General features: G+C 58.9%; 13 protein-coding genes and 1 riboswitch. Of the genes, 8 read left to right on the top strand and 5 right to left on the bottom strand.

Annotation, left to right across the window (positions count from 1 at the left end; genetic code table 11):
* Positions 1–92 precede the first annotated feature (92 nt).
* From R3D51_14205 to R3D51_14195, 3 genes are all read left to right on the top strand, one after another.
* Positions 93–860, top strand: a complete 768-nt coding sequence (locus R3D51_14205; protein ID MEZ5900633.1) for a hypothetical protein — start codon at positions 93–95, stop codon at positions 858–860.
* A 227-nt stretch (positions 861–1,087) separates the two neighbouring features.
* Positions 1,088–2,296, top strand: coding sequence for an ABC transporter permease (locus R3D51_14200; protein ID MEZ5900632.1), 1,209 nt, complete (start codon positions 1,088–1,090; stop codon positions 2,294–2,296).
* 96 nt (positions 2,297–2,392) lie between these two features.
* Positions 2,393–3,112: an ABC transporter ATP-binding protein gene (locus R3D51_14195; GenBank protein MEZ5900631.1), complete on the top strand. Its 720-nt coding sequence runs from the start codon at positions 2,393–2,395 to the stop codon at positions 3,110–3,112.
* A 93-nt stretch (positions 3,113–3,205) separates the two neighbouring features.
* On the opposite strand, the gene R3D51_14190 is transcribed toward R3D51_14195, so the two are convergent.
* Positions 3,206–3,670, bottom strand: a complete 465-nt coding sequence (locus R3D51_14190) for a hypothetical protein (GenBank protein ID MEZ5900630.1) — start codon at positions 3,668–3,670, stop codon at positions 3,206–3,208.
* Between the two features lie 265 nt (positions 3,671–3,935).
* Entirely contained in the window at positions 3,936–5,273 is a 1,338-nt protein-coding gene (gene hemN / locus R3D51_14185; GenBank protein ID MEZ5900629.1) for an oxygen-independent coproporphyrinogen III oxidase, read from the bottom strand.
* 599 nt (positions 5,274–5,872) lie between these two features.
* On the opposite strand from hemN, the gene R3D51_14180 reads away from it, so the two are divergent.
* The 5 genes from R3D51_14180 to thiC all read left to right on the top strand — a co-directional run bounded on the left by R3D51_14180 (position 5,873) and on the right by thiC (position 11,774).
* The gene (locus tag R3D51_14180) at positions 5,873–7,345 is read left to right on the top strand and encodes a heavy metal sensor histidine kinase (protein MEZ5900628.1); all 1,473 of its coding nucleotides are present in this window, start codon (positions 5,873–5,875) and stop codon (positions 7,343–7,345) included.
* Positions 7,346–7,538: 193 nt separating this feature from the next.
* Positions 7,539–8,360 carry an aldo/keto reductase gene (locus R3D51_14175; protein ID MEZ5900627.1) on the top strand — a complete coding sequence of 274 codons (822 nt, stop codon included), beginning with the start codon at positions 7,539–7,541 and terminating at the stop codon, positions 8,358–8,360.
* A gap of 420 nt (positions 8,361–8,780) precedes the next feature.
* Positions 8,781–8,984: a DUF3565 domain-containing protein gene (locus R3D51_14170; GenBank protein ID MEZ5900626.1), complete on the top strand. Its 204-nt coding sequence runs from the start codon at positions 8,781–8,783 to the stop codon at positions 8,982–8,984.
* 193 nt (positions 8,985–9,177) lie between these two features.
* Positions 9,178–9,289, top strand: a riboswitch (TPP riboswitch).
* A 70-nt stretch (positions 9,290–9,359) separates the two neighbouring features.
* Complete coding sequence (locus R3D51_14165) at positions 9,360–9,749, top strand: hypothetical protein (GenBank protein ID MEZ5900625.1); 390 nt, start codon at positions 9,360–9,362, stop codon at positions 9,747–9,749.
* A gap of 48 nt (positions 9,750–9,797) precedes the next feature.
* On the top strand, positions 9,798–11,774 hold the full coding sequence (gene thiC, locus R3D51_14160) for a phosphomethylpyrimidine synthase ThiC (GenBank protein ID MEZ5900624.1): 1,977 nt from the start codon (positions 9,798–9,800) through the stop codon (positions 11,772–11,774).
* 54 nt (positions 11,775–11,828) lie between these two features.
* On the opposite strand, the gene R3D51_14155 is transcribed toward thiC, so the two are convergent.
* The 3 genes from R3D51_14155 to R3D51_14145 all read right to left on the bottom strand — a co-directional run bounded on the left by R3D51_14155 (position 11,829) and on the right by R3D51_14145 (position 15,089).
* Positions 11,829–12,050 carry a hypothetical protein gene (locus R3D51_14155; GenBank protein ID MEZ5900623.1) on the bottom strand — a complete coding sequence of 74 codons (222 nt, stop codon included), beginning with the start codon at positions 12,048–12,050 and terminating at the stop codon, positions 11,829–11,831.
* A 473-nt stretch (positions 12,051–12,523) separates the two neighbouring features.
* On the bottom strand, positions 12,524–13,069 hold the full coding sequence (locus tag R3D51_14150; protein MEZ5900622.1) for a hypothetical protein: 546 nt from the start codon (positions 13,067–13,069) through the stop codon (positions 12,524–12,526).
* Between the two features lie 736 nt (positions 13,070–13,805).
* Positions 13,806–15,089 (bottom strand): polysaccharide deacetylase family protein, encoded by a 1,284-nt coding sequence (locus tag R3D51_14145; protein MEZ5900621.1) that lies wholly within the window; start codon positions 15,087–15,089, stop codon positions 13,806–13,808.
* Positions 15,090–15,106: the final 17 nt, after the last annotated feature.

Raw genomic sequence — 15,106 nt, 5'->3', positions numbered from 1 at the left:
GAACAGCGGCAGAAACCCCGCTGATGCACTCTCCCATCAACGACGCCGGACAAGGACCGGCAAAATACCACCCCAATGCCCAGGAGACGACAATGTCCAAGACGATCAACACCCTCGCAGCCCTTTTCGTCGCCGCCATCGCGGTACCCAGCGCAGCCGATGCCGGTGGTGTTCGCCTTCAATTTGGTGGCCCGCTTGGCAGCTTCGTGGCCCATCCGAACCTGAGTTCCGGTCCCGGCGGCACCATGAAGAACCGCGGCTACGCTGAAACCCGGTCATATCACGCAAATAAGCAGCGCGAGCTGGCGCGGGCCCGCAAAATCGAACTCGCCCGGGCGGCGGCTAAGGCTCAGGCCATCGCGGAAGCCAAAAAGGCTCGCGAAATTGCTGCCGCACGCGCCGTCGCCGAAGCCCGCCGTCAAAAACTCGAACTGGCGGAACGCGCGGCGCGCAAGGTCAAGATGGTGCAGACGGCAAAACTCACGGACAAGACGGTGACCACGGATGCGCCCGTGATCTACGTGCCTGAAAGCCCGTTGGAAAAATCCAAGTTTACCGGCACCCAGTCAACGCCGGCTCCGGTTCGCACCAACTCGGCCGACGCTGGTACGGTTAACACCGGCCCCGGCACCGAAGCCGAGGACAAGACCGAAGTTGTGGTGCTGCCCGTTGTTGAAGCCACGGAGGATACCGGAACGGTGACTAATGCCGAAACTGCAACCACGGACAAAACGGACACGGCCGAGGACACCCAGCCTTCGGATACAGCCGAGAGCACATCAGTCGCCGAGGTTGCTGGAAAGATCTGCCGCCGGTTCTCAGCAGCGATTGCCGGAATGATCACGGTACCCTGCAACTAAGCTAAGGTACTACCCTAGTTCAAGAAAACAGGCCCGGTGCTTCGCTCCGGGCCTGTTTCGTTTGTGCACACGCCGGTTCTTTCCGGACGACCGCCCGCGCTCCCCTCCCCCTGCATTTTTTTCAGCCCTCCGCCTCCCTGTCCCCCAGGGAACTGCCGCCTGAACCTCCAGAGCGCATAACGCGACACAGGACACACGGTCCCGGACTTTTTAGGAGGAGACAAGTCATGGAACTCGCACTCAAGGCGGCCGCCGCAATCCCCGCCAAATCCACCAGCACCAAGCGCAAGGCCAAGAGCGCCATGCCCATGGTCGTCAAACTCGCATATCGCAACCTGTTTCATGATCGCCTGAGCTTCTTCGTGACGATCGTCGGTATCGTGTTCTCGGTAGTTCTGGTTGCCATCCAGACCGGCATTTACCTCGGCTCCGAGCGCAAGATCTCCGCGATCATCGACGCCGCCCCCGCCGACCTGTGGGTCGTGCCGCTTGGCACCAAGAGCTACGACGATCCTTCCCTTCTGAGCGGCCGCGAGCGCCACATGATCCTGTCGACCCCTGGCGTTGCCAACGCCGAGGACATGGTCGTGAGCTTCGCCCGCTGGCGTAAGCCCAAGGGCGGCACCACCGCGATCCTTCTCGTCGGCACCGGCGCGGATAGCTCATATCCCCTGCCCTGGAACATCGTCGAAGGCAGCCGTGACGCTCTGGAAGCCCCGAACACGGTTGCGATCGACCAGAGCTACTTCCCCGATCTTGGCATCCACGCCCTCGGCGATCGTGCGGAGATCAACGGCATCGCGGTCGACATCACAGCCACCACCAAGCGCATCCGCTCGTTCACGACGCTGCCTTATGTGTTCGCTTCCATCGAGCAGGCTCGCCGCCTCACCGGCGCCAACCAAGATCAGGCGACCTATGAGCGCGTGACGCTGGCTGACGACGCCGATCTGGAGACCGTGCGCGCCGATATCGAGGCTCGCCTGCCCGATGCCGAGGTTCTGACCCAGGATGAGTTCAAGAAGCGCAGCCAAGCCTACTGGCTGTTCCAGACAGGTGCTGGCGCTGCCCTCATCGCCGGCGCAATGCTAGGCCTCATCGTCGGCATCGTGATCGTGGCACAGACGCTTTACGCCTCCACCAAGGATCACATCAACGAGTTCGCCACGCTGCGTGCTCTGGGTGCAGGCGCAAGCTACATCGTCAAAGTCATCCTGATGCAGGCTGTCCTCTCCGGCATCATCGGCTACCTGCTCGGTATCGGCCTGGCATTGGGCGTGATCCAAGCCGCCCAGGACACCAAGCTCAATGTCATCATGACCCCTGAGCTCGCCGCCGGACTGTGCATCGTGACCGTTGGAATGTGTGTGATCGCGGCCATCTCCGCCATCATCAAGGTCGTCCGGATTGACCCGGCCGTCGTCTTCAGCCGATAAGCAAGGGAAGATTTCGAAATGTTCGCATCAGAAAATTCAATTTACACCAGCAAGCAGAGCAGCATCATGAACGCCAAAGCCGAAGACATCCCGATCATGGTCGAAGCCCGCGGTATCGTGAAAGTGCTCGGCGAAGCCCCCAACCAAGTCAAGGTGCTCAAGGGCGTCGATCTCGATCTTCAGGCCGGCGAGCTGACCTTGATGATGGGACCGTCGGGATCTGGCAAGACAACGCTGCTGTCGATCCTTGGCTGCATCCTCTCGCCCACCGACGGAGATCTGACGATCGCTGGCCACTCCACCACCGGCATGAGCAAGGAAGATCTGGCGGACCTGCGCCGCCGCCACGTTGGCTTCGTGTTTCAGGGCTACAATCTGGTCCCGACGTTGACCGCGGTTGAAAACGTGATGCTGGCGCTCGATCTGCGTGACATTCGCGGGCCCGAAGCCTACGACCTCGCAGAGGAGGCCCTGCATCAGGTTGGGCTCGGCCATCGTATCGACGCAGCCCCTTCCAAGATGTCGGGCGGCGAAAAGCAGCGCGTTGCGATCGCACGTTCTCTGGCCGGCGCGCCGTCGGTGATCCTCGCAGACGAGCCGACCGCCGCACTCGATGCCAAGAACGGCGAGGCCGTTATGGAATTGCTCGCTCAGGTCGCCCAGGACACCAATCGCGCGGTGCTTGCCGTGACCCACGACCACCGTACTTTGAAATACGCCGACCGGATCATACGCATCGACGACGGCCGGATTTCTAGCTCGGAGCGACCCAAGACTGACGGCGCCTCCACGGTGCACAATCCCGACGCTCATTGAGGCACGCAGATCTTCAAACGGCTTCTCCGGGGCTGGCTATGCAAACGCATTGCCGGCCCCTCGCTATGATAGCCAAGCGGTGATGCACTCACATCACTTCGGCTGGACACTAGGATCGCCTCCCGGCTCACCTGGAGGCGGAATAATTTTGATTTTGGCATTGGCGTCCGGAAGCGGCTCGACGATCTCGCTATCGCCAATGCGCGGAGGTTTGAGCACCCCCTCGTTCTCGTTGAGCTTCTCGCTCAAGCTTTTATCTTCGCTCGTTGGGTTGCCGCGAGGTTCGGGCGCTTTGGGTGTTTCGGATTGTGCAAGAACACCCCCCGCCAACGGCATCACGCGCGGAGGATTTGGTACCGGAGGAGAAGGTGGCGGAATGGGATTTTGCGGCGGACGCGGGATGGTCGGCGACGGCGGATCGGGTACCGTTCCCCCGCTCGCTGACTGCGGCGCAATAATTCCAAAAGCAATCATACCGGCCGCGCCGAATGCGCAGGCTGCCCTTCGCGCGCCAAGTGCTAATTCCGTGTCGGCATTCATGTTTAGTAAAGTGCGCATAAAATTCCTTACGCAAAAGCTACGCTTGGAAAACGCGAATTCTAAGTTGGGGTTCCACCTTGTAGGAGCGCATAAAACCGGCAGCGCGGAAATGCACTGCCGGTTTCGCTGCTAACGACTCGTAGACGCTTTAGGCGAGGACGATGATGTCGACGATCTCATAAGTATCAGGATCGACGATGCAAACTTCATCACCAACCACAATCGGCACACGGATTCAAATCCGTGCTCGCGCGAAGCCGTCATGAAAATTCGAAGCCAAAAATCAGACAGCGAGCGCGTGTTGCGCCTTGCTCTGCCCAAGATAGGCATCGAACGCGGCGCAGATCGTGCGAACGAACGGTTTGCCAAGCTCCGTCACTTCGAAGCCGTCGTCAGTTGCTTTCACGAGCCCGTCCTGATCGGCTTCGATCAACAGTTCCGCGTCCGCAATCACCGGCTCGGCGGCAGCGCCAAACTGCGCGCGCAATTCTGTCTTCGACAAATTGAAGCCGCACATCAGCCGCTCGATGACAGCAGCGCGTGCCCGGTCATCGTGGCTCAGCTGCACACCCTTCACCGCCGCCAATCCCCCTTCATTGATGAGAGACTGATAGGCACCGGCTGCAGTTGCGTTTTGAACGTAGCCCTGCGACAAGTGCCCAATCGCCGACGCGCCTAGGCCAATCAGCGCATCGCTGGCGTCAGTTGTGTATCCTTGGAAATTACGTCGGATGTCCTCATCGGCCAACTTGTCGGTCGGCTTGGCATAATGGTCGAGACCGACAGCCTTGTAACCGGCAGCAAGCAGAATACGCTGGAGCCGACGCGATTGTCCGAACCGTTCCATGATGCCGGGCAGAGCTTTTTCATCGATAAGCCGCTGATGCTTCAGCCGCGCAGGCAGATGAGCGTATCCGAAGATCGCGATGCGATCCGGCTCGAGTGACAATGCCTTGAGAATGGTCTTTTGCACGCTCTGCCGGGTCTGATGCGGTAGACCGTAGACCAGATCGAGATTAACCGACCGCACGCCATGAGCGCGGAACATATCTACGGCTTGTTTGGTGTCCTCGAAACTTTGGATGCGGTTGATCGCGGCCTGAACTTGATCTTCGAAATCTTGCACACCAAGCGAAACACGGTTGACGCCGATAGCGGCGAATGCGGCGACCTGTTCATCGCTTAGAGAGCGCGGGTCGATTTCCACGGCATATTCGGCATCAGGCGCAATGTCGAAAGCGGTGCGTAACGCGGTGCCGACTTGGGCGATGTCTTCCGGTGAGAGGATGTTGGGCGAGCCACCGCCCCAATGGATGTGAGTAACCCGATGCTGTGCGCCGAGCAGGCTGCTGATCCGGGCGATCTCCTTCAGCAGGGCCGCGACGTAGGTTTCGACCGGCTCGTAGCGGCGGATCGCCTTCGTGTTGCAGCCACAGTACCAGCACAGCTGATGGCAGAACGGAAAATGGAGATAGAGCGAAAGCTTGGACCCGGAAGGGAGCGCGCGCAGCCAAGATTCGTAGATCTGGGCTCCGACCGCAGGGGAAAAATGCGGCGCGGTAGGATAGCTCGTGTAGCGCGGGACAGGCGCTGAATAGCGCTTGATCAGGTCGGGAAGCATGCCGGAATTCCTCGCCTTGATGGCTTGTTGGTTCATATAGACCAGACATGCCCCAACCGGGGTCCCCGTAGTTTGATATTGATCAAAGATTGACCGCCTCAACGTCATGACGAATTGTCACTGAGCGACGTCCGTCATCAATAAAAATATTCATTTTTAGAGGCTTAGGAGTTGGCGCCTCCCCGGAACCGGAAGCGCACGCTGTAGTGAGAGTACTGCGCGTTTTGGGCGAGCGTCACGCCGCGACGATCGCTTTCTGGCTCCGGCCGAGCAGCCTACGGCCTGAAGCCTAGGCCACGACATGCGAACTCGCACCCCTGGGCGCGACGGCCGATCTGAACAGCGCCGTCCGTCTACTCGGCTGACGAAGCGGCGGCATCTCATCCGATGCAGCCGGTCGCTTTAGGCGTTCCGTTCACCACTTTGGCAAAAAACGACCACCCTGCCCTTTCCTCTCATCGCGGCTCTCATTGCGGGAATTCAGCAGTGGGCTAGTCTTGGTCCCGCTGATCGCCCTGATGGCCTCAGCGATGACCGCGTGGTGAGCTTCCACCGGCAATTCCAACGGGCGGAAACTTCCTCCTCGGCGAAAGCTAATCATGTCGGCTCTTAAAGTGAAGAATGTCTCGGCTCCGGAGCCGCCACCTCCACCTCAAGCCGCTCTATCGACCCGCCTCGTGGGCGCGTTCTTTTCCACCGCGTTTCTGTTGGTTATCGCCGCGAGCGCCATTCTCTACGCGGCGACTGTATCGGCTCTCGACAGCGCAGATGATCAGGTAATCGACAAACGCTCGGCTGATATCACCGACATCCTTGAAGCGCCCGTCCTCAATGACGGCAATCTCGCCCACGAGATCAACGAGGATAACCAAGGTCCACGGCAAATCTTCATTCGGGTTATCGCCCCTATTGAGGCCGCAGCTCAGGAAACGACAGGCATGGCAAGCCGGCTTCCTGCCGACAAATTTCCAACGACAGAAGAGACAACGCCGCTGCACGTACCGCTCCGTAACACCGTCATTACGAAGAGCGGCGAAACGTTTCGCGTTGTAAGCAGTCGCGTGCGCATCGGTGGGGAGACCAGCAAGACGTTCGCGACGTTGCAGGTTGCGACTGACACCACGCTCGACGAACACGTGCTCGCGGTTTTCCAACGCATCCTGTTTAGCGTGATCGGCGGCGCCTTTCCGCTTGTCGCCGCGTTGTCCTGGTTTGTCGTCAAACGAGAACTCCGGCCACTCGAACGCATTACATCTGCTGCGAAGGCGATCGATGTCGAAACAATCGGCAAACGCATGTCGCTCGAAAATCTCCCACTCGAGCTTCATCACCTGGCGCAGCAATTCAATCTGATGCTGGACCGTCTGGAAGCCGCCTGGGAAGATTTAAAACATTACGCAGACACAATCGCTCATGAGATGCGCACCCCGATCAATCGTCTGCGCCTCAACAACGAGATTGCGCTCGCACGCGCGGAAACCGAGGATGAACTGCGCGAGGTCGTTCTCGCCAACGGGGCCGAATGCGAGCGCCTGACAAGTCTCCTCAACGGACTTCTGTTCCTTGCACGTGCCGACAATCTTCAAGCCCGCATCAGCCCGGAGCGGCTGAGCATTTCAGATCAAGTTGCAGTGGTCGCCGCGTTTTATGAAGATGACGCTCGCGCTGCTGGCGTCAATCTCGGGATCAAAGTTTCTCCTGGTTGTTGCAACGTGCGAGCAGATCGCGAGTTGTTCAAACAGGCCCTTGCCAATCTCGTTTCCAATGCGATCCGGCATACGCCGCCCGACGGCACCGTCACCATTTCCTGCGAAGGGACACATGACGAAGTTCTCATTCACATCGCCGATACGGGCAGCGGCATCACACCTGAAACGAAGGACCGGATCTTCGATCGATTCTACCGTGGCGATGAGGTGATGGAGCAAGAGAGCCGTCTCGGACTGGGATTGGCAATCACTAAAAGTATTATGAAGCTGCATGGCGGGCAGATTAGAGTGGACAGCACGCCCCGACTCGGAACGCGCATGACCTTGGCGTTTCCAACCCGCGACACTATCTTATCGGATTGAAACGTCGCATCTGGACGCGCAAGCCGAGGACTTTAACGCAATGCGCCCCCGTCTTGAAAACTCCAATCATGCCTCCAAGCCAACGCGAAACGATCCAAATGGCCTGACTCGCGCTGCCTTCGTGCGCATGACCCTAGGCATTCTCGCTTGTCGATTGGGATCCGTTTCCGCACTTGCAAATACCGAGGACAAAATGTTGAAACGCACGATCCCGTCCAGCGGAGAACAACTTCCGGCCATTGGTCTTGGGACTTGGCAGGTTTTTGACGTCGGCACCGACAAAGCATCGCGCGCACCCCTTAGCGAAGTCCTTGAGACACTCTGGAACGCAGGCGGCTCCGTCGTTGACTCATCCCCCATGTACGGACGTGCGGAAGGCGTCGCCGGCGATCTCATCGCTGCGGCCAACGCGCGGGACAAGACGTTCATCGCAACCAAGGTGTGGACACGCGGACGCGCCGACGGTATCGCCCAGATGGAACGGTCGATGCAGTTGATGAAGACCGGCAAGACCATCGACCTCATGCAGGTCCACAATCTCGTCGACTACAAGACCCACCTCGATACTCTGCGCGGCTGGAAGGCAGACGGGAGGGTGCGCTACATCGGCGTCACTCACTACACGCCCAGCGCGTTCGACGATCTAGCTGCCGTCCTGCGTTCTGAAAAGCTCGACTTCGTCCAACTCAACTATGCGGTTGACGACCGTGCCGCCGAGAAAGTTCTCCTCCCGCTGGCAACCGACAAGGGCATCGCCGTACTCGTCAATCGCCCCTTTGGCGGTGGTGGCGCACTCCGGCGACTAAAGGGAAAGCCGCTTCCAGATTTTGCCGCCCAGATCGGGGCAACGAGTTGGGCCCAGCTTCTGCTCAAGTTCATCCTTGCGCATCCCGCCGTCACGTGCGCAATCCCCGGCACCTCGAAGCCCTCACATATGGCCGACAACGTCAAAGCGGCGATGGGTTCCATGCCGGATGCAGCTCTGCGCGAACGCATTGCCTCGGCAGTCGGCTGAGGCACAAGCAATTTTTCATTTTGAGGGAATGAATGGTCCCCTATCGCGTTCTACGTGGAGGGGAGGACAACCGTCTCGGCAAGGGAGAGACCGTTCATGCGCCTCGAAGCAGATAGCAAAACATCTAAAGCGTTCGAGTATAGCGCCAACGCGCGCAGCCAGGACCTCTGCGCCAAATCTCCGTCGGCCATTTACCGCGTTGCCCGGCTGGAAGATCCAAGTTGTGAGCTGAGCCTGAAGGATGAATTACGCCTTCCTGTTCCACACAGAGTCTCAGCTTGAATTCGTCAGTTTGAGTTCAAAGGCAGAAAGCCTAGTCTAGGGAGAAGAAGCTGCCGCCCGTCTCGCGATTACGAGACGGGCGGTTGTTCGTCGAGGACACGCCCTTGTCTTGGCTGTCCTCGGTGGCATGATGCACCCATGCAAAGCACTATCACGGGCTTCAAACAAGACGAGGATGGATACTGGGTCGCGCTGTTGCAATGCGGCCATCGCCAACACATGCGTCACAAGCCGCCCTTTATCGAGCGACGATGGATAATAGACGAAACAAGCCGCGAGGCGATGATCGGTCAGCCGATCCACTGTCCGCTTTGCGAAGCCGAAAATGCTTCGGCAAAATAGTTAGGTATCGCGTGCTGTCCTCTCAGCCATATCGGCACGGCTAACGAGCCGCTTGCCGTGACCCCACCCACACCCCATCTGAGGTTGGCTCGCCGTCGTTCTGAGGCTTAAGCCCTCGGCAAGGCGCAGGTAACGCATTTTCCGCCTCCCCCGGCAGTATGACTTGAAGGCAGGTCCGGGGTAGGCCAAAATAGGATTTTCCGAGGGGAGCCGGTCGTCCGGCTGAGATCGCGGCAGTTGAGCCGGAACACCCTTAGAACCTGATCCGGGTCATGCCGGCGATAGGGACGGAGCTTCTAGGATGTCACGCACCAAAATCACGCCCGGTTACTGGAAACGCCGCGCGTGCGCCGTGAACGACCTTGGAGGCTTCGTATGACCCATTCGGAATTCATAGCCGGCCTCATCGGCCCGGCTCTCATCGCCATCGCTATTGCCATTCTCACCAACCGCGCCGCGCTCGAAGCAATGATCGGCCAGATCGCCGACAACTACGCGGTTGTATTCATTGCTGGCCTGCTGCTGTTCATCTCAGGTCTTGCGATTGTGCGCGTGCATCCCGACTGGGGCAACGGCTGGCCCTCCTTCGTCACCGCGTTCGGCTGGCTCGCCATTCTCGGCGGCCTGGTCCGCATGATGATCCCCGATCAATCGGCAATTCTGGCTCGCAAGTTTATCGAAAACCGCGCCGCCGTTACCGGCGCGGCGCTCGCGATGCTGGCGCTCGGCATCTTCTTTACCATCAAAGGCTATGGGCTCGGCTAAGGCCCCGCCCCAAACACACAAATCTCCTTCCGGCAAAGGTTTCGCACCATGAACAAGATCACCCGCAAAACAGACCTGATGGTTCCTAAGGTCACCACAGGTTCCTTGCCCGCTTCGCGCAAAATGTACTCCGCGCCGGAGGGCTTTGCCGACGTGCGGGTTCCCTTCCGCGAGATCGCGTTATCTGCAGAAAGCGGCGAGCCGCCGTTTCGCGTTTATGATCCGTCCGGCGCGTATACGGACAGCGCGATCCAGATCGATGTTGAAAAAGGCTTGCCGCGCGTGCGCGAAGCCTGGGTGAGCGCGCGCGGTGGCGTTGAGAGCTATAAGGGCCGCGATATCAAGCCTGAAGACAATGGCAACGTCTCCGGAGCCCACGCTGCCCGTGACTTCCCCAACAAACCGCAGCCCATGCGTGGCGTCGGCTCCGCGCCGATTACACAATACGAATTTGCGAAGGCCGGAATTATCACCAAAGAAATGGTCTACGTTGCCCATCGCGAAAACCTGGGCCGCGCGGCCGTTCTTGAGCGGGCGAAAGCTGCGATTGCAGACGGTGAAAGCTTCGGCGCGGCGATCCCTGAGCACATTACGCCGGAATTCGTGCGCGACGAGATTGCCCGAGGGCGCGCTATCATTCCCGCCAACATCAACCATGCAGAACTTGAGCCGATGATCATCGGCCGCAACTTCCTTGTGAAGATCAACGCCAACATCGGCAACTCGGCCGTCACCTCGTCGGTGGAGGAGGAAGTCGAAAAGATGGTGTGGGCGATCCGATGGGGCGCCGATACCGTGATGGATCTGTCCACTGGACGCAACATCCACACCACCCGCGAGTGGATCTTACGCAATAGCCCCGTACCGATCGGCACGGTTCCGATTTATCAGGCGCTGGAAAAATGCGGAGGCGATCCCGTCAAAATGACGTGGGAGCTTTATCGCGACACGCTGATCGAACAGTGCGAACAAGGCGTCGATTACTTCACCATCCATGCCGGCGTGCGCTTGCCCTATGTGCCACTGACTGCGAACCGCGTGACGGGCATTGTCTCTCGTGGTGGATCCATCATGGCCAAGTGGTGCCTCGCTCACCACAAGGAAAGCTTCCTCTACGAGAACTTCGAAGAGATTTGCGACATCATGCGCAAGTATGACGTGTCGTTCTCGCTCGGCGACGGTCTGCGCCCCGGCTCCATCGCGGACGCCAACGACCGCGCGCAGTTCGCGGAACTGGAGACGCTCGGCGAACTCACCCAGATCGCATGGAAGAAGGGCTGCCAGGTTATGATCGAGGGCCCGGGACACGTTCCGATGCACAAGGTCAAGATCAATATGGACAAGCAGTTGAAGGAGTGCGGTGAGGCCCCCTTCTATACGCTTGGACCGCTAACAACCGACATTGCGCCGGGTTACGATCACATCACGTCCGGCATCGGTGCGGCAATGATTGGCTGGTTCGGCTGCGCAATGCTCTGCTACGTCACGCCCAAGGAGCACTTGGGGCTTCCCAATCGCGACGACGTCAAGGCGGGTGTGATCACCTACCGGCTTGCCGCCCATGCTGCCGACCTCGCCAAGGGACACCCGGCCGCCCAACTTCGCGATGATGCAGTTTCGCGCGCGCGCTTCGAGTTCCGCTGGGAGGATCAGTTCAACTTGTCGCTGGACCCGGACACTGCGCGCCAGTTCCACGATGAAACGCTCCCCAAAGAAGCTCACAAGGTTGCACACTTCTGCTCGATGTGCGGCCCGAAGTTCTGCTCCATGAAGATCACGCAGGACGTGCGCGACTACGCGGCCCGTCAGAACGCGCGCGTTGGGGAAGCTGTCGCGGAGCTGCAAGAAGAAGTGGGCAGCATTGATCCGCAGGCTGGCATGGACGAGATGTCCGCCCGGTTCAAGAAAATGGGCGGCGAACTCTACATCGAGGCTGAGACGGCGGATGCCCAAGAATCGAAGCCGCTGACTGCCGATGAAAAGATGCGCGCGGCCGTCAATGCAAGCAACAAGGCGTTGGGTTAGCCCTACGCTGAGAACGGCCTCTATCGACGATTGGTACCATGCGGCGGCGGAGCGTTAGCTTCTGCCGCCGTTTCTTGGCCTGCGGCTCATCCAGAGCGCGACAGCAATTCCCAGAGCAGCGCCGAGCGGCCCCGTGACGAACGCCGCTGTCATGACGGTCTCGACCGATTTGTCATGCGTGTTGGAGGAAAGCGCATCAACGAGCAAGGCGCCCGCCCCCGCGCCGAGCAGGTAACCCGCAAACAGTCCGGCCACAGCGGCCAATGCCCTTCGCATCGCCAGTTCTCCGTCCGACGTCATTTGCCCCAGAAACTTTCAGTGCAATGGTCTGAAATCTTTGCGGGTGCGGACTTGAAAACGCCACGAACTCTGACAACATACCCTTGTCGTCAACAACTGAAAGGAGGTGATCCGATGTCGAGTGGGATTTTCAAGGCTGCGATGTCGCGGTCGCTGAATTCATCGCCGGTTTGCCTTCTGGTGACTGGCTAACGAATTCAGCCCTGCGGGCGGACAACATCATCCGCTTCATGCATGGCATGCTTTGTCTCACGGGGGCCGCTCGCAAGAGCGGCCCTTCTGAGTCTCAGTCTTTCTGAGACCTAGTCTTCCTCTTTGCTCTTCGAGCGGACTTAGGCGCACACGCGCGTACCGTCCACGCAAAAAACGGCAGGTCGCCACACGCGAACCCGCCGTTTGATTGCTAGATCTCGGCATTAGGCCCAATATCGGCCCTATCCCCTAGTCGATCAGGGATTATAGTTCACATCCACGCTGAACGTCATCTCGGCGCGCTTGCGCTCATTGCCAGCCCGCGTCACGTCGGTGCGGCAGCGATAAGCCGAAGCCATGCCTTCAATTCGGCACGTGCGCGAGTTGACGACGATATCGAGATCACGCTTGGGGTCGATGCGGTTGATGTCGATTTGATCGTCCTCGGCAATGTCTTTGTCGAACACCTCGATCTTAACGTCTGTACGCCCCGCCGGCACGATCGCAGCAAAGCGCCAGTTCGGAATGATGCCGTCGCTCTGACGAATGGGCTGCGATTTGAAAACCTGCCCGCCGATCGTCACACGCGCATAGAAATCCTCTGAGCTGAAAGCATCCCCCTTATCGAGTGCAACAAGACGATGGATGTTCACCTGAACTTCAACGTCGCGCGCAGAATTATACGAGTGACGCCGATACCGCTTATGAGGGTGTGCGTCTGCAATAGCCGTGAACGTCATGATGCCCGCAAGAGCGAGAATAACGGCGCTGAACCCGCGCGCCAAAAACTTCTGAATGGACATGAAAGCGCCTCCGCAACAAACCACCTTATCACCTGCGGGATGAGTGCCCGCCCCGGCGCGTTTTTTACGACACTTGGGTGGAGACGGATACCGCATCAGATCAGTTCACGGTGTGAGCGTTGCCATATAGCATCGTCAACCGAGAGGTTTGCCGTCCTCCACCCGCCGATGCTCCGCTCGGAAAAATTGAGCGCCGCGACGTTGGAAAGGTATCGCCTCGCACCTGAACACCCCATGAGCGCAGTAAATACGGCCCATTCAGAAAGCGCCTAAGATGCGCATGCTACATAATTGCCACAACTCAACCGAATCGAATCGCGATTTGCATTTTGTTGTGGATGTCAACAATCGTCCGTTCTAATCTTTTTCTTGTGGGACGGCTGATCGGGGGATCAGCTGGGGGTAAGAATTCTCACATAAAACCGCCAGTTACTCGCGTCGGAATGTTATTCCGAGAAGAGATGAACCTAGAGTTTTCGGTCGATGTGCAGCGATGCATTTTGACAACGCTAGAGGTTTGCGGCGGACCCGGAAGACCCTGCGGTCTTTCAAGCGGAACGGGTGGCTCAATGCCACCCGTTTCTCTTTTAGGACGGTTGCTAGTCATAACCGCATCCAGATGATGCGCGCTTCGCGCAAGGCTTTCTGCGATCCACAGTCATCCGCCAAAAGATAAGACGCCGGGCATTTCGACCCGGCGTCTTGTTGAAACTCAGTTGCTAGCGGCTGTGGACGACTACTTGCCAAACCACATTTGCCAGATTTCCACAGCTCGTGCGCTCCAAGTCTTGGCCGGCTGAGGCGCAGCGCCTTGCGCTTCGACTGCAGACGACGCTTCTCCCGCAGGCGCAGCGGCCGTTCGTGTTTCCTCAATCGATCCGGTCTGATGCCGCATGGGAGCGTCTTGAGCGACATGCTGCGTAGCCGGCTCAGCAGGTTCCGCCTCAGCAGCATCGCTGTTTTCGGTCGCGATCCCTTCAGGCTCGGCATTATCCGATGCAGGCTCCACGGCGGCCGCGGAACCATTCTCATGTTGCGCAGCTTCAGCCGGCTCGGAGGGTGGCGGCGCAGGCGCGGACGGGGCTTCGGCGGTGGCAGCCTTTGCCTGCGAGGCTGCTTCGCGCGCAGCCTTTTCAGCCTCGGGCACCTCGCCGTCGATGGTCTTCACAATGGAGCTGATGGGACGTTCCTGCCCGACCTGGGGCAAGCCCTTGGCGTCTTTCTCGATAGCAGCATCATATTCGGGCAGCGTCGTCACCTCAGCCTTCGGCGTGATGTGAACGATCTTGTAGCCACCCTTCTTCAGTTCCGCGATCAGAAGAGGAACGGCTTTGGCGGTCTTCTGATGGATGTCGTGCATCAAGATGATGCCCTTGCCGGTCTTCTCCAGCTTAGTCATCACCGTTTTTACGATGTTCTGAGGACTTTGGATTTTATAATCGAGACTGTCGATGTCGGTTGAGAACATCGCAATGTTGCGCTTGCCGAGATACTCCAGAGACTCCTTGGTATCGACCAGCGTCGGGTAGCGGAAGAACGGCGCAACGTCTCCACCTACCGCGCGATGCACGGCCGATATTCCGCGCTCGATCTCGTCCTTACCTTCTTCGAATGTCTTGAGTTTGCGCAGCGCCTTGTGGCTCCAGGTGTGCGTACCGACGGTATGACCGGCGTGCGCCACCTCGCGAATGATTTCGGGATAGCCCAGCGCCATTTTGCCGACTGAGAAGAATGTCGCCTTTACACATTCCTCGCCCAGCGCCGCGAGCACAGCCTCGGTCGAATACTTCTGCGGCCCGTCATCGAAGGTCAGCACGACTTCCTTCGGCTGCAGAAAATCATTGGCCTTATAATGCTCAAAGCCGAAGCCCGGACCACCGGTGGTGTCGATCTGAACGGTACGCGAAACTCCAAGAGCGTTCGGATTGGTGCACGGCGGCGCGGTCTCAGCAATCGCCGCAGCCGATGAGTAGAAAGCGGCCGTCAAAACAACGGCGAACGCCGTCGAGTGCGCGCTCATAACCCCGTCCTCCCAGA

The sequence above is a fragment of the Hyphomicrobiaceae bacterium genome, assembly GCA_041397645.1.
Lineage (GTDB): Bacteria > Pseudomonadota > Alphaproteobacteria > Rhizobiales > Hyphomicrobiaceae > Hyphomicrobium_B.
This window is presented reverse-complemented; position numbering and strand designations above follow the sequence as displayed.